The 16335-nt window shown below is 72.5% G+C and carries 14 protein-coding genes; 8 read left to right on the top strand and 6 right to left on the bottom strand.

What is annotated here, in order from left to right:
• Positions 1–159: 159 nt before the first annotated feature.
• The 3 genes from IE264_RS04790 to IE264_RS04780 are packed head-to-tail and all read left to right on the top strand — an operon-like array spanning position 160 to position 5020.
• The gene (locus tag IE264_RS04790) at positions 160–1224 is read left to right on the top strand and encodes an AAA family ATPase (protein ID WP_015608005.1); all 1065 of its coding nucleotides are present in this window, start codon (positions 160–162) and stop codon (positions 1222–1224) included.
• Positions 1224–2603 (top strand): DUF58 domain-containing protein, encoded by a 1380-nt coding sequence (locus IE264_RS04785; RefSeq protein WP_032759498.1) that lies wholly within the window; start codon positions 1224–1226, stop codon positions 2601–2603. Before IE264_RS04790 ends, IE264_RS04785 begins: the two co-directional genes overlap by 1 nt.
• The gene (locus IE264_RS04780; RefSeq protein WP_032759533.1) at positions 2600–5020 is read left to right on the top strand and encodes a transglutaminase TgpA family protein; all 2421 of its coding nucleotides are present in this window, start codon (positions 2600–2602) and stop codon (positions 5018–5020) included. The genes IE264_RS04785 and IE264_RS04780 overlap by 4 nt, the downstream gene beginning before the upstream one ends.
• 226 nt (positions 5021–5246) lie before the next feature.
• Here IE264_RS04780 and IE264_RS04775 read toward each other — a convergent pair whose 3' ends face one another.
• From IE264_RS04775 to IE264_RS04765, 3 genes are all read right to left on the bottom strand, one after another.
• On the bottom strand, positions 5247–5651 hold the full coding sequence (locus IE264_RS04775; protein ID WP_015608008.1) for an SCO2097 family morphological protein: 405 nt from the start codon (positions 5649–5651) through the stop codon (positions 5247–5249).
• A 302-nt stretch (positions 5652–5953) separates the two neighbouring features.
• The gene (locus tag IE264_RS04770) at positions 5954–6712 is read right to left on the bottom strand and encodes a class I SAM-dependent methyltransferase (protein ID WP_015608009.1); all 759 of its coding nucleotides are present in this window, start codon (positions 6710–6712) and stop codon (positions 5954–5956) included.
• A 124-nt stretch (positions 6713–6836) separates the two neighbouring features.
• Positions 6837–7364: an SAV_6107 family HEPN domain-containing protein gene (locus IE264_RS04765; RefSeq protein WP_015608010.1), complete on the bottom strand. Its 528-nt coding sequence runs from the start codon at positions 7362–7364 to the stop codon at positions 6837–6839.
• A 198-nt stretch (positions 7365–7562) separates the two neighbouring features.
• Between IE264_RS04765 and IE264_RS04760 the strand changes: the two genes are divergently transcribed.
• The 5 genes from IE264_RS04760 (at position 7563) to IE264_RS04740 (ending at position 13569) form a co-directional block, all read left to right on the top strand.
• Entirely contained in the window at positions 7563–8354 is a 792-nt protein-coding gene (locus IE264_RS04760; RefSeq protein WP_032759499.1) for an ATP-binding cassette domain-containing protein, read from the top strand.
• Positions 8326–10413 (top strand): YhgE/Pip domain-containing protein, encoded by a 2088-nt coding sequence (locus IE264_RS04755; RefSeq protein WP_032759500.1) that lies wholly within the window; start codon positions 8326–8328, stop codon positions 10411–10413. The genes IE264_RS04760 and IE264_RS04755 overlap by 29 nt, the downstream gene beginning before the upstream one ends.
• A gap of 29 nt (positions 10414–10442) precedes the next feature.
• On the top strand, positions 10443–11054 hold the full coding sequence (locus IE264_RS04750) for a TetR/AcrR family transcriptional regulator (RefSeq protein WP_015608013.1): 612 nt from the start codon (positions 10443–10445) through the stop codon (positions 11052–11054).
• A 363-nt stretch (positions 11055–11417) separates the two neighbouring features.
• Positions 11418–12035, top strand: coding sequence for a DUF4126 domain-containing protein (locus tag IE264_RS04745; protein ID WP_031122086.1), 618 nt, complete (start codon positions 11418–11420; stop codon positions 12033–12035).
• A 31-nt stretch (positions 12036–12066) separates the two neighbouring features.
• Positions 12067–13569, top strand: a complete 1503-nt coding sequence (locus tag IE264_RS04740; RefSeq protein ID WP_078657590.1) for a phytoene desaturase family protein — start codon at positions 12067–12069, stop codon at positions 13567–13569.
• A gap of 46 nt (positions 13570–13615) precedes the next feature.
• Here IE264_RS04740 and IE264_RS04735 read toward each other — a convergent pair whose 3' ends face one another.
• The 3 genes from IE264_RS04735 to thiE all read right to left on the bottom strand — a co-directional run bounded on the left by IE264_RS04735 (position 13616) and on the right by thiE (position 16299).
• Positions 13616–14560 carry an SCO2102 family sporulation regulator gene (locus IE264_RS04735; protein ID WP_032759502.1) on the bottom strand — a complete coding sequence of 315 codons (945 nt, stop codon included), beginning with the start codon at positions 14558–14560 and terminating at the stop codon, positions 13616–13618.
• Between the two features lie 48 nt (positions 14561–14608).
• On the bottom strand, positions 14609–15526 hold the full coding sequence (gene metF / locus IE264_RS04730; protein WP_015608017.1) for a methylenetetrahydrofolate reductase [NAD(P)H]: 918 nt from the start codon (positions 15524–15526) through the stop codon (positions 14609–14611).
• 122 nt (positions 15527–15648) lie between these two features.
• A complete protein-coding gene (thiE, locus tag IE264_RS04725) occupies positions 15649–16299 on the bottom strand; it encodes a thiamine phosphate synthase (RefSeq protein WP_032759503.1) in 651 nt (216 codons plus the stop codon).
• Between the last annotated feature and the right edge of the window lie 36 nt (positions 16300–16335).

The raw sequence follows: 16335 nt of genomic DNA, 5'->3' as shown, positions 1-16335 counted from the left end.
CGCACCCACTTATCCACAGGCGAGTGACACGAAGCGGTAACGGCAACAAGAATGCGGGTGTGACCTCCCCCGGGCCTTCCGGAGGAGTGTCCGTATTTCGGGGTGGGCCGGGCGGGTACGTACGCCGGTCCATGCGCAAAAAGGGCCGAGGAGGGCCGGGTGACGACCTATGACGATCGAGCGAGCCTCACAGATCTGACCACCACAGCGGAGCGGGTGCGCAGGTCGGTGGAGGGTGTGATCGAGGGCAAGCCTGAGGTCGTACGGCTTTCGCTGACCGTGCTGCTCGCGGAGGGACATCTCCTCATCGAGGATGTCCCCGGGGTCGGCAAGACGATGCTGGCCAAGGCGCTGGCGCGGTCCATCGACTGTTCGGTGCGCCGCATCCAGTTCACGCCGGACCTGCTGCCGTCGGACATCACCGGTGTGTCGATCTTCGACCAGCAGCGGCGTGACTTCGAGTTCAAGCCCGGCGCGATCTTCGCCCAGATCGTGATCGGCGACGAGATCAACCGCGCCTCGCCGAAGACGCAGTCGGCGCTGCTGGAGTCGATGGAGGAACGCCAGGTCACCATCGACGGACAGACGTACGAGCTGCCCGATCCCTTCATGGTGGTGGCCACCCAGAACCCGGTGGAGATGGAGGGCACCTACCCGCTGCCCGAGGCCCAGCGCGACCGCTTCATGGCCCGGGTCTCCATCGGTTATCCCAGCCCGGAGGCCGAGCTGCAGATGCTCGATGTGCACGGGGGCGCCTCCCCGCTGGACGACCTCCAGCCGGTGGCGCACGCCCACGACATCGTGAAGCTGATCGATGCGGTCCGTTCGGTGCACGTCGCCGACGCCGTCCGCCGGTACGCGGTGGAGCTGGTCGGCGCCACCCGCAGCCACCCCGATCTCAGACTCGGGGCCTCGCCGCGCGCGACGCTGCACCTGCTGCGCGCCGCGAAGGCGTCGGCGGCCCTCAGCGGCCGGGACTACGCCCTGCCTGACGACGTGCAGTCGCTGGCCACCGCCGTGCTCTCGCACCGGCTGCTGCCCACCGCGCAGGCCCAGCTGAACCGCCGCACCGCGGAGCAGGTGGTGCTGGAGATCATCCAGCGCACCCCGGTCCCGACCGATCCCGGCGCCGTGCGCGGCGGCGCCCTGCCCCCGGTCCAGGGCGCGCACGAGCCGGGCCGCCCGCTCTACGGCCAGCAGCAGCCCGGCCCCCGGCGGCTGTGATGGCGGCCGGCGAGCCCGGCGCCGTGCAGGACGGCTCCAGCAAGGGCGGCCTCCGGGCGGCCCTGGGCGGTCTCACCACCCGGGGGCGGTCCTTCCTCGCCGCCGGGGTGGCCGCCGCCGTCTGCGCCTACGTCCTGGGCCAGGCCGACCTGCTGCGCGTCGGGCTGCTGCTGGCCGTGCTGCCCCTGGTGTGCGTGATCGTGCTCTACCGCACCCGCTACCGGGTGACGGGGACCCGACGGCTCTCGCCGTCCCGGGTGCCCGCGGGCTCGGAGGCCCGGGTGCACCTGCGGATGGACAACGTGTCCCGGCTTCCCACGGGGCTGCTGATGCTCCAGGACCGCGTGCCGTACGTGCTGGGGCCCCGGCCCCGGTTCGTGCTGGACCGGGTGGAGGCGGGCGGCCGGCGCGAGGTGTCCTACCGGGTCCGTTCCGACCTGCGCGGCCGCTACCCGCTGGGCCCGCTGCAGCTGCGGCTCAGCGACCCGTTCGGGATGTGCGAGCTGACCCGTTCCTTCAGCGCGTACGACACCCTCGTCGTCATCCCGCGCACGGTGCCGCTGCCCGCCCTGCGGCTCGCGGGCGAGGCTTCCGGGTACGGCGACGGGCGCCAGCGCTCGCTCGCCCTCGCCGGTGAGGACGACATCATTCCGCGCGGTTACCGGCACGGCGACGATCTGCGCCGGGTCCACTGGCGCTCCACCGCGCGCTACGGCGAGCTGATGGTCCGCCGCGAGGAACAGCCGCAGCGGGCCAGATGCACGGTGCTGCTGGACACCCGGCAGGTCGGCTATGCGGGCGCGGGGCCAGACTCCGCCTTCGAGTGGGCGGTCTCGGGGGCGGCCTCCGCCCTGGTGCACATGCTGGAGCGGGGCTTCGCCGTACGGCTGCTCACGGACGACGGGAACGCGGTGCCCGGGGACGGGTCCGACGGCTTCGCGGGCTCGACCCAGGAGTCCGCGGACTCCGCGGGCCTGATGCTCGACACCCTCGCCGTCGTCGGCCACTCCGACGGCGGCGGGCTCTCGCGCGCCCATGACGTGCTGCGCGGCAGCAACGAAGGACTGCTGATCGCGTTCTTCGGCGATCTCGACGAGGAGCAGACCTCGGTCGCGGCCCGGATGCGGCAGCGCACCGGCGCGGCGGTCGCCTTCGTCCTGGACAGCGCCCGCTGGTCCGGCGGCCTGGATCCATCGGCGGTCGGGGCCGTCCCGGCCGAGAAGCGGCTGCGGCAGCTGCGCGAGGCCGGCTGGGTCGTGGTGCCGGTGGAGCCCGGGGCCGATCTGCCCGCGCTGTGGCAGCTGGCGGGGCAGATGCGCGCCGACACGCAGTCCGCCGGGAACGGCGGTTCGACAGGTTTCCCGGGGGGATGGTCATGAGCGGGCGGGCCCGGCTGGCGCTGTGCGCCTTTGCGGCGACACTCCTGGCGTCGGGGGCCCTGCTCCCGCTGGTGGAGGGGGCGGGCTGGCTGCTGCAGGCGGCGCTGCTGCTCGGGGTCCAGGGCGGGGTGGGCGCGCTCGCCCGCCGGGTTCCGCTGGCCCGGTCGCTGACGATCGCCTCCCAGATGCTGGTGACCCTGCTGTTGCTGACCCTGGTCTTCGCGCGGGACCAGGCCCTGTTCGGCGTGGTCCCGGGCCCGCAGGCCGTCGTCCGGCTCGGTGAGCTGCTGGTGGCGGGCGGCGAGGACATCGGTACGTACGCCATCCCGGCCCCGATGACGGACGGCATCCGGCTGATGGTGGTCGGCGGGGTGGTGCTGATCGGGCTGGCGGTGGACGCCCTCGCGGTGACCTTCCGCAGCGCGGCCCCGGCCGGACTGCCGCTGCTCGCGCTGTACTCGGTCGCCGCCGGACTCGGTGACGGCGGAGCGGGCTGGCTCTGGTTCCTGCTGGCGGCCTCCGGCTATCTGCTGCTCCTGCTGGCCGAGGGCCGCGACCGGCTCTCCCAGTGGGGGCGCGTCTTCGGCGGCGCCAACCGGTCTCCGGGAGGCATGTCGGACGGCTTGTCCGGCCGCGGCGGAGGTGCGGCCGCACCGGTCCGCACCGGCCGCCGCATCGGTGTGCTGGCGCTGGGCATCGCCCTGGTGGTCCCGCTGGCCCTGCCCGCCCTGGACAGCGGACTGCTGGGCGGCAGGGGCGGGGGGAACGGCAAGGGCAGCGGCGGCGGCACCATCTCCGCGGTGAACCCTCTGGTGTCGTTGAAGGACAACCTCAACCAGCCGGAGAACCGGGAGGTGATGACGTATCGCACCAACGCGCAGGACCCGCGGAACCTCTATCTGCGGATCCTGGCCCTGGACGAGTTCAACGGCAGCGAGTGGCGCTCCTCGACCCGCCGTCTGACGGATGTCCCCGACCGCCTCCCGCAGCCCACCGGACTCGGCCGGGACGTCGCCGTCACCGAGATCCGGACGAACATCTCCTCCTCGCCCTCCTACCAGCAAAGCTATCTGCCGCTCCCCTACCCGGCGAGCGAGGTGGCGATCGACGGCCGCTGGCGGTACGAGCCGGAGGGCCGCACGCTCGTCGGCGACAACGGGCAGAACACCGGGGGCGCGCAGTACGAGGCCTCCAGCCTGATCGTCGAGCCGACCGCGGAGCAGCTGGCGGCGGCCGGACCGCCGCCGCAGAAGCTGCTGAACGAGTACACCCAGGTCCCCGGCTCGCTGCCGGGTGTGGTGGCCGAGACGGCCGAGGAGGTCACGGAGGGCTCGGCCAACGCCTACGAGCGGGCCGTGAAGCTCCAGAGCTGGTTCGCCTCCGAGGGCGGCTTCACGTACGACACCTCGGTCAGCTCGGGCACGGGCTCCTCGGCCATAGCGCGGTTCCTCCGTGACAAGGAGGGGTTCTGCATCCACTTCTCGTTCGCGATGGCCGCGATGGCCCGGACCCTGGACATCCCGTCCCGGGTCGCGGTGGGCTTCACCCCGGGCACCCTCCAGGCGGACGGCTCGTACTCGGTCGGGCTGCGCGACGCGCACGCCTGGCCCGAGCTGTACTTCGAGGGCATCGGGTGGACCCGGTTCGAGCCCACCCCGAGCCGGGGATCCACCCCGGAGTACACCCTGCCGGAGACCCCCACGGGCGGTGCGAGCGATCCGGCGCAGCCGTCGGCCGGGGCCTCCGCGGCGCCGTCCGCGGTCCCCTCCGCCCCGGAAAGCTGCTCGCCGCAGATGCGCCGACAGGGTGAGTGCGGCCTCTCCGCCGCACCCGGTCCGACGTCTCCGACCGACGAGGGCACTCCGGCGGGCACGGTCCTGCTGGTGGTTCTCGGGGCTCTCCTGGTCCTGCTGCTGCCCCTGCTGCCGCTGCTCTGGCGAGTCCGGGCGAGAAACCGGCGGCTCGGTTCCGGGGGGCGTACGCCCGCGGACGCGGCCGCCAGGGCCCTGGCCGCCTGGCAGGAGATCACCGACTGCGCCTGGGACTACGGCATCGCGCCGGACGAGTCGCTGACGCCCCGGAAGGCGGCGGCCCGGATCGTGCGCCAGGGCGGGCTCGACATCACCGCGGGCGAGGCCGTGCACCGGATCGCGGGCGCGGTGGAGCAGGTGCTGTACGCCCCCGAGCCGCGCCCCGCGGCCGGTCTGACCGAGGACGCGCGGACGGTACGGGCGGGGCTGGAGGCCTCGGCCGGCCGGGGCGCACGGCTGCGGGCGAAGCTGGCACCCCGCTCGGCCGTCCGGGTGGCGTGGGCGGTCTCGGACCGGTGGGCGGCGCTCGTCCAGCGGTGGACCGACCGTCCGGGACGCGGTCGCTGGACGGCCCGGCTGCGGAGGCTGTCGCGCCAGCACGGCTGAGGACGGACTGAGGGAGGGGCCCGGACAGGCCCCTCCCTCAGCCGTCACAGAGATTTCATGGGAGCAGCAAGGAGAGCAGCGGTTTCCGTGGGAGCAGCGGCTTTCCGTGGGAGCAACGGCTGAGGGGCGGCCGCAGAAATGCGGCCGCCCCTCACCCATCAGTGTCCTGCGTCGTGCCAAGCACGGCCTGCCCCGCCATGAGCGCCGGAGCCGGGCCGAGAGTTCTTTACTGGCCCTGTTCGTCGCGGCGGCGCTGCCACCGTTGCTCGATGCGGTTCATCATCGACCGGCGCTGTCTCGGTCGGCGGCGCGAGCCGCTGTCCCCGCCGTCTGCGGTGGCCTGCTGCTGTTCACCGGGCTTCGGCGCTTTGCGCCATCCGGTGACCGCGAGCACGGCACAGCCGAGCATGACGAGGAACCCCACCACGCTGATCCAGATCTGCTGGGCGACCATTCCGGCCATGAGGAGCGCGATACCCACCAGAAAGCCAGCGACCGCCTGGTAGACCCGTCGTCGGGTGTACGTACGCAGCCCGCTTCCCTCAAGCGCTGTCGCGAACTTGGGATCTTCGGCGTACAGCGCTCGCTCCATCTGCTCGAGCATTCGCTGCTCGTGCTCCGAGAGCGGCACGGGATCCTCCTCGTCGTCGGCCGCGGGGGCGACCGGTATGCGGCCCTTCCAGGATAGGCAGGGATTCGCCCCCGTGAAACCCGCCCTCTAGCCTTCAGCCAGTCCGGACCGCTATGTCGGCTCGGCTGTTGAGGCGTAGATTCCCCGACGACCGACCCGTCATGCCGGATGGTGTCACCCGATCATACGGGGATCCCGCCCGCTACGGGGGTCCCGAGTCCCACTCCGTGCGCAGCTTCGTTGCTGATCAGCCCCGTACCGGCCCTCGCGGGGGCTCCCGGGGGCCGGTCCGCGCGGCCGGTTCAGGGGCGCTTCTCGCCCAGAACGTGCAGCTGGGTCGCGACGGAGTGGAAGGCGGGCAGCTCGGCCACGGCGGCTTCCAGCTTGAGGAGCGCGTCCACGGCGCCGGGCTCGGTGTCGACCAGGACGCCCGGCACGAGGTCGGCGAAGACCCGCACGCCGTGCACGGCGCCGACCTCCAGACCGGCTCCGGAGACCAGCTCCGAGAGCTGCTCGGCGGTGAAGCGGCGGGGCACCGGGTCGCCTTCGCCCCAGCGGCCCGCCGGGTCGGTGAGCGCGTGCCGGGCCTCGGTGAAGTGGCCGGCCAGCGCGCGGGCCAGGACGGCCCCGCCCAGGCCCGCCGCAAGCAGGCTGAGGGCGCCGGAGGGGCGCAGGGCGGCCACCGCGTTCCGTACGCCCTCGGCGGGCTCGTCGACGTACTCCAGGACGCCGTGGCAGAGCACCGCGTCGAAGCCGCCGCGCTCCACGACGTCGAAGAGGCCGAGGATGTCGCCCTGGACGCCCCGGACGCGGTCGGCCACCCCGGCCTCGGCGGCGCGGCGCTCCAGCGCGAAGAGCGCGTTGGGGCTGGGGTCGACGACGGTGACCCGGTGGCCGAGCCGGGCGGCGGGCACCGCGAAGTTGCCGGTGCCGCCACCGGTGTCCAGAACATCCAGGGCGTCCCGGCCGGCCGCCTTGACCTGACGGTCCAGAGCGTCCTTCAGGACCTCCCAGACCACGGCGGTACGGAGGGAGGCGCGGGGGCGCAGCTGGTCCGACACGGCAGATGACTCCTCGGCACGGTGCCGCCTGGGACGGCGGAGCGTGAACAGTGCAGGTGGTGATGTGAGCGTCCACCACCCTATTGCCTCGCACCGCCGTCCCGGTCATCCGGCACCGCCCGTCTCATCCTGCGGCGGACCTCCCCGGCCTCGGCTGCGGGAGCACCGGCTGGAGCACCAGCAGCCGCTCCACCAGACGCAGGAACTGGGCCGCGTCGCGCAGCAGATCGTCCGCGTCCCGGCTGCTGGCCGCGCCGGGCATGCCCGCCTCCGCGCGGGCCCGGCGGGAGGCCCCGGAGGCGAAGAGGTCGCTCCAGTCGGTCAGCTCGGGGGCTATCTCCGGGAGGACCTCCCAGGCGCTCCGGATGCGGTCACGGTTGCGCTTGTTCGTCTCGGGGCGGCCACGGGCGGCCAGCACGGCGGCCGCCGTGCGCAAGGCCGCGAGGTGGGCGGTGGCGTAGCGCTCGTTCGGTTCGTGGAGCACGGCGGCCTCGTCCAGGCCGGTGCGGGCCTTGGCGAGCAGGTCGAGGGCGGCGGGCGGTGCCGTGGTGCGGCGCAGCACGGGGTGCACATCGTCGGCGGGACCGGTCAGTGAGGGGGCAGGGCTGCCTGCGCGGCGCCGCGGGGCGGCGGCTGCGGACGAGCTGGCCATGACGAACCTCCTGTCGTCGTGTGACGGCTCCGTGGCCGTATGTGTCCATGGTGGCGCCCCCCACTGACAATCGGTCAGGACCCCTCCCTGACCTGCTGTTTTGCTTCGAGCGCGAGTTCGGGCTAACTTTTTGCACTGACCAGTCAGTTCAAAAGAAGATGCCGCAGCAGGACCACGCACGAGATCAGGGGAGGGTCTGTGGAGAGCCCGCACGACGCCGCAGCCGACGCCGAGCAATTCGGACTCGGCGCCGAGGACTTCGGACTCAAGGGGCCGCGCGGCTGGGTCTTCCGCCACGTGGGGTTCAGCGCTCCGCCGGGGTCGCTCGTCGCCATCGAGGGACCGTCCGGCTCCGGACGTACCTGCCTTCTGCTCGCTCTGACCGGTCGTATGCGTGCGACCGAGGGCAGCGCCCGGGCCTGCGGCCTCGAACTGCCCCGCAAGGCGGCCGCCGTCCGCAGGATCGCCGCCCTCGGCCCGGTCCCCGGCGTCAGCGAGCTGGACCCCGCCTTCACCGTCGCCGAGCACCTGCGCGAACGGGCCCTGCTCCAGGGCCGCTACGGGGCCTCCCTGCGCACCCTGCTCCGCCCGCGCTCCGAACGCCGGGCCGCCGCCCGGGCCCGGATCGACACGGCGCTGGAGGCCGCGGGCCTGGACCTCGCGACCCTGCCCAAGGCCGAGCGGACCTCCGTACGGGATCTGGAGCGGCTCGAAGCGCTGCGGCTCTCCGTCGCCCTGGCGCTGATCGGCACCCCGAAGCTGCTCGCCCTGGACGACGCCGACCTCAAGCTCTCCCCCGCCGAACGCGCCGAAGCCTGGACGCTGCTGCGCTCCATCGCGGACTCCGGCACCACCGTGCTCGCCGTGTGCAGCGAGGCCCCCGAGGACGCCCAGGTCGTCCGCACCACGCCCGCCGCCCAGGACGCCCCGACCACACCCACCACCGAAGAGGAGACGGCCGATGCGTTCGCCGAAACTGGCCGCGCTTGAGCTGCGGCGGTTCCGCAGGGGGAAGCTGCCGGCCGCCGCGCTGGTCGCCCTGCTGCTCCTGCCGCTGCTCTACGGCGCCCTGTACCTGTTCTCGTTCTGGGACCCGTACGGGAACCTCGACAAGCTGCCCGTCGCCCTGGTCAACAACGACAAGGGCGCCACGAACGACGGCAAGCGCGTCGACGCGGGCGACGAGATCAGCGACAAGCTGCTCGACTCCAAGGTGTTCGCGTGGCATGAGGTGAGCTCCGCGGAAGCGGACAAGGGCGTCGAGGACGGGACGTACTACCTGTCGCTGACGATGCCGGCCGACTTCAGCAAGAAGATCGCGTCCAGCGGCGGGGACTCCCCCGAGACGGGCGCACTCCAGGTGCGGACGAACGACGCCAACAACTACATCGTCGGGCAGATCTCCAAGACGGTCTTCGGCGAGGTGCGCAACGCCGCCTCCACCAACGCCTCGCGGGGCTTCCTGGACCGCATCTTCGTCAACTTCTCCGATCTGCACGACAAGACCGCCGACGCCGCCAAGGGCGCCGACGAGCTCAAGGGCGGCATATCGAAGGCGAAGAAGGGCTCCAAGGATCTCGCGAACGGCCTCAAGGACTCCAAGGCGGGCAGCAAGCGGCTCTCCGACGGGATCGGCAAGCTGAACACCGGGGCGGGCGAACTCGCCTCCGGGTCACGCCAGGTGGCCGGCGGCACCCAGGCGCTGGCCGACAAGGTCAACAAGATCGCCGGTGACGCCCGCCCCTTCTTCAAGGACAACGGGAAGTCCATCGGGGACACCGCCCGGCTGGTCGCCGACACCTCACAGGCCGTACGGAACAACCTCGACGTGCTCGTGAAGAGCGCGCCCGCCGCCGCGGCCGAGTCCAAGAAGGCGGCCGACGACCTCACCGAGATCCACCGCACCCAGTGCGAGGAGGCCGAGGAGCCCGACGCCGAGGTCTGCCCGCCGCTGGAGCGCGCCAAGAACACGGCCGTCGATGTCGCGAGGATCGCCGCCGATGTGAACACCCTGGTCACCAACCAGAACGGCGACCTGAAGAAGCTCAGCACCCATCTGGCCGCCTTCCAGAAGCAGGCCGAGGCGCTCTCCAAGCGCGCACCGGCCCTGGACGACGACCTGGAGAAGGCCGTCAAGGACGTCAACGCCCTCAACACCGGCGCCCACAAGGTCGCCGAGGGTGCCAAGGACCTGCACGCCGGCCTCGGCAGCGCCCGTACCGGCTCCGCCGACCTGGACACCGGCGTCGGCAAGCTCAAAACGGGTGCCGAGAACCTGGACGGCGGGCTGTTCCGGCTCGGCGACGGCTCGGCCGAGCTGGCCCAGGGCCTCAACGACGGCGTCGACAAGATCCCGGACTACGACAAGAAGGACCGCGACGCGCGGACCGACGTCATGGCCGACCCGGTGAAACTGGCCTCCAAGTCTCTTCACGCGGCGCCCAATTACGGCACCGGTTTCGCCCCGTACTTCATCCCGCTCTCCCTCTGGGTCGGCGCGATGGTGGCGTACATGATCATCCAGCCGCTCAACAGGCGTGCCCTGTCCACCGGCGCCTCCGCCTGGCGGATCGCCTTCGCCGGGTGGCTCCCGGTCGCCGCCATCGGCATCCTCCAGGTCGGCGCCCTGATGGCCGTCCTGCACTGGGGTCTGGGCCTGGAGATGGAGCGCTCCGCCGGGACGATCGCCTTCCTCGCCCTGGTGACCTGCTGCTTCGGCGCGATCGTGCAGTGGCTGAACGCCTGCTTCGGCGCGGCGGGACGCATCCTGGTGCTGGTCGTGCTGATGCTCCAGCTGACCTCGGCCGGGGGCACGTACCCCGTCCAGACCAGCCCCGGCTTCTTCGGCGCGATCCACCCGTACCTGCCCATGACGTACGTCGTCGAGGGGCTGCGCAGGCTCATCACCGGCGGCCCCCTCGGCCCGGTCTGGCTGGGCTGCGCGGTGCTGGGCGCCTTCACCGTCGGCGCCCTCGCCCTGACCGCGTTCACCGCCCGCCGCAAGCAGGTGTGGAGCCTGAGCCGGCTGCACCCGGAGCTGAGCCTGTGAGCGCGCCGGAAGCTGGGAGAATCGGCCTCATGGAAAGCAGTGGCACCACGCGCCGCCAGGCCACCCGGCAGAGGCTCTACGAGGCGGCGGTGACCCTCATCGCCGAGAAGGGCTTCTCGGCGACCACCGTCGACGAGATCGCCGAGCGGGCCGGGGTCGCCAAGGGCACGGTCTATTACAACTTCAAGAGCAAGACCGAGCTGTTCGAGGAGCTGCTCCGGCACGGCGTCGGGCTCCTGACCGCCTCGCTGCGGGCCGCTGCCGAGGAGTCCGAGGAGCGCGGCGGCACCCAGGTCGAGGCGCTGGACGCGATGATCCGGGCCGGCCTCGCCTTCATCGACCGCTACCCGGCCTTCACCCAGCTGTACGTGGCCGAGCTCTGGCGCACCAACCGCGCCTGGCAGTCCACGCTCCTGGTGGTGCGGCAGGAGGCCGTCGCGGTGGTGGAGGACGTGCTGCGGGAGGCGGTGCGCAGCGGTGAGCTGAGCGAGGAGATCGACATCCCGCTGACGGCGGCCGCCCTCGTCGGGATGGTGCTGGTGGCGGCGCTGGACTGGCAGGCGTTCCAGCCGGAGCGGTCGATCGACGAGGTCCACTCGGCGCTCTCCCTGCTGCTGCACGGGAGGGTCAGCGGGCACTGAGGCCCTGAGGGCACAGCCCCGTACAACACGAAGACGCCGGCCGCTGGAGTTCGCATCCCCCTGCGAACTTCACCGGACCGGCGTCTTCCGTGCATCCGTCGGACCCGTTCCCCGTGACCCCGTATGTCCCCCGTGGCCCCCGGGTCCTGACGTCGTGCACCCCCGTTCCGTCAGGGGCCGCGCCGTTCCGCCGCCCCGTGTCGGCGGTCCGGGCGCCGCGCCCCTTCCGTGGTCACCACTCTTCCGTCCCCGCAGGTCCAGGCCTATCCGCGCAGCTACTCATCTCGTCTCCTAGGTACGGGTACTCAGGGCTGCGTGCCCGGGCCCACGCGGGCCGTGGGGCGGGTCGTTACGATCTCCTGCGTGTCCGTAATCCCTCTGGTGTTCACAAGTGGCTGGGCGAGCGGGATCAACGCCTATGCGGTGGTCCTGTTGCTCGGCGTCTTCGGCGCGACCGGCGTCTCCGACGAGGTGCCCGCCGCGTTGCAGCGCACCGACGTCCTGATCGTGGCCGGTGTGCTCTTCCTCTGCGAGGTGGTGGCCGACAAGATCCCGTACGTGGACTCCGTCTGGGACACCGCGCACACCGTGATCCGTCCGGTGGCGGGGGCGGTGATCGCCGCGCTGCTCGCCGGGGAGAGCGGTTCACTGCCCGAGCTGGCGGCCGGGGCGATCGGCGGGTCGACGGCACTGATGAGCCATCTGGTGAAGGCCGGCACGCGGATGGCGGTCAACACCTCCCCGGAGCCCTTCAGCAACATCGGGATGAGCATCGCCGAGGACCTCGGGGTCGCCGGAGTCGTCACGTTCGCCATATTCAATCCGGTGGCGGCCGCCGTCATCGCCGCGGTGCTGCTGGTGCTCGGGATCGTCCTCGTGGTCTTCCTGGCCTCGCGGATCCGCCGCTTCCTGCGCCGCCGGGCCCAGCGCCGCGAGGAGAGACACCTGGCGGAATCGGGTGGTCCCCGGCCTCCCGGCTGAGCTGTCAGTGGTGGTCGATAAAGTCACCGGCATGGCACGAATTGCGGTGATCGGCGCCGGGACGGGCGCCATGACGGCGGCCGCCCGGCTCGCCGTCGCGGGCAACAAGGTGACGGTGTACGAGCGGTCCGCGAGCTACGGCGGATCGGTCGGCCGCCATGAGCACGAGGGCTTCGTCTTCGACACCGGGCCCGGGCTGCTGCATCTGCCCGCCGTCCAGCGGGACCTCTTCGTCAAGACCGGCAAGGAGTCCCTGGAGCAGTGCGTCACGCTGACCCAGGTCGACCCGGCCGGCCGCCACCTCTTCGCGGACGGCACGGCGGTGTCCCTGCCCAACGCCTCCCGGGCCGGGGTCGCTTCCGCCCTGGACGCGGCGCTCGGGGCCGGTGCCGGGGAGCGCTGGACCGGGTTCCTGGAGCGGGCCCGGGACGCCTGGGACCGGTCGCGGCGGCCGCTGCTGGAGGAGCCGCTGCGGGCGGACCACCAGGTGCTGGGCCGCGACCCGTATCCCGCCCTGAAGCAGCGGCGGTTGCTGCGCACCCGGCAGGCGGCCACCGTGGCGGAGATCGGCGCGTGGGAGCTGGCGGACGCCCGGCTCGCCGCCCTGCTCGACGGGTACGCGCTGTCGTACGGCCTCGATCCGCGCACCGCCCCCGCGAGCGCCGCGCTGCTGCCGTACATGGAGCAGACCTTCGGCAGCTGGTACGTGCTGGGCGGGATGCGGGAGCTGGCCCGGGCGGTGTACGAGCGGTGCGTGGCCCGGCGGGTGGAGTTCGTCTTCGGGGCCGAGGTGGTCCGGGTCGTGGAGAAGGACGGCCGGGCGGCGGGGGTGGAGCTGACCGGCGGTGAGGTGGCCGAGGCGGACCGGGTGGTGCTGGGGGTGCGCCCGCACGCCGGTCTGGTGCCGGGCGGGCAGGTGTGGGGCGCGGACGATGTGCCGGTCCGCGCGGGCTCGTTGCCGGGGCGGTTCGTGGTGCTGCTGTCGCTGCGCGGGGCCCGGGAGGCGGACACGGTGCACCGGACCGTGGTGCACAGCGCCGACGGGGCGGCGGAGCAGGAGGCGGTGTTCGGGGGCCGGGTCGCCGCGCACCCCACGGTGACGGTGCTGCGCCCCGACGACCCCGCGACCCGCCCGGACGAGGCGCACGAGGCGGTGACGCTGACGGCGACGGTGGCCCCGCAGGGCCCGGTCGACTGGACGGACCCGGCGGTGCGGCAGCGGTTCGCCGACGCCCTGATCGAGCGGGCGGGCGCGGCCGTTCCCGGGCTGCGGGAGCGGATCCTGCACACGGAGATCCGTACGCCCGCGGAGACCGAGGCGGAGACGGGGGCCGAGGGTGGTGCGGTGCCGCCGCCCGCGCTGGCCGGTGCGCAGGGCGCGTATCTCCACCCCGGCAACCTCACGCGGCTGCCGGGGCTCCATCTGGCGGGCGGCTGGTCGCACCCGGGCGGCGGGCTCGCGCACGCCGGGATGTCGGGGACGCTGGTGGCCGGACTCGTGGTGGAGGGCGACGGCTTCCGCGGCTCGCGGTAGGGCCGTCGTCGGTAGCGGTACCGGCCGTCAGCAGAAGCACCGGTCGTCAGTAGCGGTACTGCTCGTTCTGGCCGGTGTCGTAGCCGTTGCCGTACGGAGCGGGCTGCTCGGGCGGCATCGGGGGGTACTGCTCGGCGTCGCGCTGCTGCGGGACCCAGACTCCGCCGGGCGGGGTGTCGGTGGTGTACGCGTCCGTGCCGTAGCTCTGCGCATAGGGGTCGGCGTAACCCTGCTGGCCGCCCTGGCTGTCGTAGCCGTTGCCGTTGCCGTAGGCGTCGTAACCGGCGTAGGGGGCCGTCCCGTTGGTGGTGCCGATGTACGGGTCGGAGTAGGCGGCGTAGCTCTGCTGGCCAGTCCCGTAGTCGTACGGCCCCGCGTAGCCGTCCTGGCCCTGCTGCTGGTCGTAGCCGGAGTACGGGTCGTACGCGGCGAACTGCGGCTGGGCCGCGGGATCCGCCCCGTACTGCTGCTGGTCCTGGCCGCCCTGGCCGGGGGCGTTCGCCGCGTAACCGGAGTCGCTGTACACGCCGTACTGCCCGGTGTCGTCGGGCAGCGGCTGCGGCTCGTACACGGAGGTGGGGGCGTCGGACGCGGTGGCCGGGGCCGTGTTGTGGCCGAAGGAGTCGAAGCCGTCGTCGGCGGTGGGGTCCGAGACCTCCAGGCCGGAGACCTGCAGGGTGGGCTCCTTGGCGGCCGCGCGCTCACCGCCGCCACGACGGCGGCGGCTCTCGCCCGGACTGCCGCCTATGGCCCAGCCGGTGGAGAAGCCGCGCCGGAAGGAGAGCGTCACATAGGTCTGGCCGGTGGCGAAGGCGAGGGTTCCGACGACGATGACCGGGACGGAGGCGAGCAGGACCCCCATGACCACGCCGAGGAAGCCGCCGAAGGCGAGGAGCCGCCAGCGCAGCCGCGCCTTGTACTGCAGCAGTACCTCGCCCAGCAGCCACAGTGCCACCAAGCCGAATGCGATGTAGAGGACCGTCCAGCCCACGCCCGCCCCCTCCTGCGGCCGCAGCCGCTCGGGGGCGGGTACGGCCGGTCACGACTGCTTGTGCAGTCCGAGATTCTCGTAGATTTCGAGCGTTGCCGTCGAGTTGTTGAGCGTGATGAAGTGCAGCCCGGGCACACCCTCGGACAGCAGTTTCGCGCAGAACTCCGTTGCGAACTCGATACCGATGGAGCGTACAGCGGCCGGATCGTCCTTGACCGCGAGGATCCGCTCTTTCAGCGGCTCAGGGACGGTCGCGTTGCTGAGCTGGGAAAATCTTTCCAGTTGTTTCACACTCGTGAGCGGCATGACCTCGGGAATCACCGGCGTTTCGCAACCGGCGGCGACGACCCGGTCACGCATCCGGAGGTAGTCCTCCGGGCGGAAGAACATCTGGGTGATCGCATAGTCCGCCCCGGCCCGGCACTTGTCCACGAAGTGGCCGATGTCCGTCTCCCAGTCGGAGGAGCGCGGGTGCATCTCTGGGAACGCGGCGACGCCGACGCAGAAGTCGCCGGACTCCTTGATGAGGCGGACGAGGTCGGCCGCGTACTTCACGCCCTGCGGGTGCTCGACCCACTCCGCCAGCGGGTCGCCGGGCGGGTCGCCGCGGACCGCGAGGATGTTCCTGATCCCGGCGTCGGCGTACTGGCCGATCATGTTGCGCAGCTCGGCGACCGAGTGGCTGACCGCGGTGAGGTGGGCGACCGGGGTGAGCGTGGAGTCGGCGGCGATCTGCTGGGTCGCGCGCACCGTCCCGGCCCGGGTGGAGCCACCGGCCCCGTACGTCACCGAGACGAAGCTCGGGCGCACCGCCTCGATCCGGCGCAGCGCGTTCCAGAGGTTGCGCTCGCCCTTCTCGGTCTTGGGCGCCCAGAACTCGAAGGAGTACGAGGTTTTGCCGGTCGCGAGCAGGTCACGCACGGTGCGTGCGTGGTCCGTCCTGGTGGAAGGTGTCCCTAGGGCCATATGGGGAGGTTAACCAGGGCGTGGACACTCCCCCAACCAGAGCGGCCGATATTGTCTCGTTTTGCCGGTTTACCGTCCACCCCTTGGGACAGCGGGCCCGAAGTCCGCCGCGAATGCGCTGCTCAGAGCGCGTGCGCCCGGACCCGCTTCGCCAGCTCGGCGGTGGCGGCCGCCGGGTCGTCCGCCGCGGTGATCGCCCGGACGACCACGATCCGGCGGGCGCCGGCCTCCAGCACCTCGTCCAGGTTCCCCGCGTCGATGCCGCCGATCGCGAACCAGGGGCGGGGCTGCGCCAGGGAGGCCGCGTACCGCACGAGGCCGAGGCCGGGGGCGTGGCGGCCGGGCTTGGTGGGGGTGGGCCAGCAGGGGCCGGTGCAGAAGTAGTCCACGCCCTCCTGGGCGACGGCGGCGTCGACCTCGGACTCGGCGTGCGTGGAGCGGCCGATCAGCCGGTCGGTTCCGATGACCGCGCGGGCGGCGGGGACGGGCAGGTCGCCCTGGCCCAGGTGCAGGACGTCGGCGCCGATGGCGTGGGCGACGTCGGCCCGGTCGTTGACCGCGAGGAGCTTGCCGTGGCGCCGGCAGGCGTCGGCGAGAACCGCGAGGTGGTCCAGCTCCTCGGCGGCCTCCATGCCCTTGTCCCGGAGCTGGACGATGTCGACCCCACTGGACAGCACGGCGTCCAGGAAGGCGGGGAGGTCCCCCTGCCTCTTACGGGCGTCCGTGCACAGGTAGAGCCGGGCGTCGGACAGCTGCTCGCGAGGCGTGGGCATGGTGGTGGAGCTCCCCCGTGGTCGTGGCGGGGCACG

The organism is Streptomyces microflavus (assembly GCF_014650075.1).
Classification (GTDB): domain Bacteria; phylum Actinomycetota; class Actinomycetes; order Streptomycetales; family Streptomycetaceae; genus Streptomyces; species Streptomyces microflavus.
The sequence above is the reverse complement of the archived record's forward strand: the minus strand, read 5'-3'. Positions and strand labels throughout refer to the sequence as shown.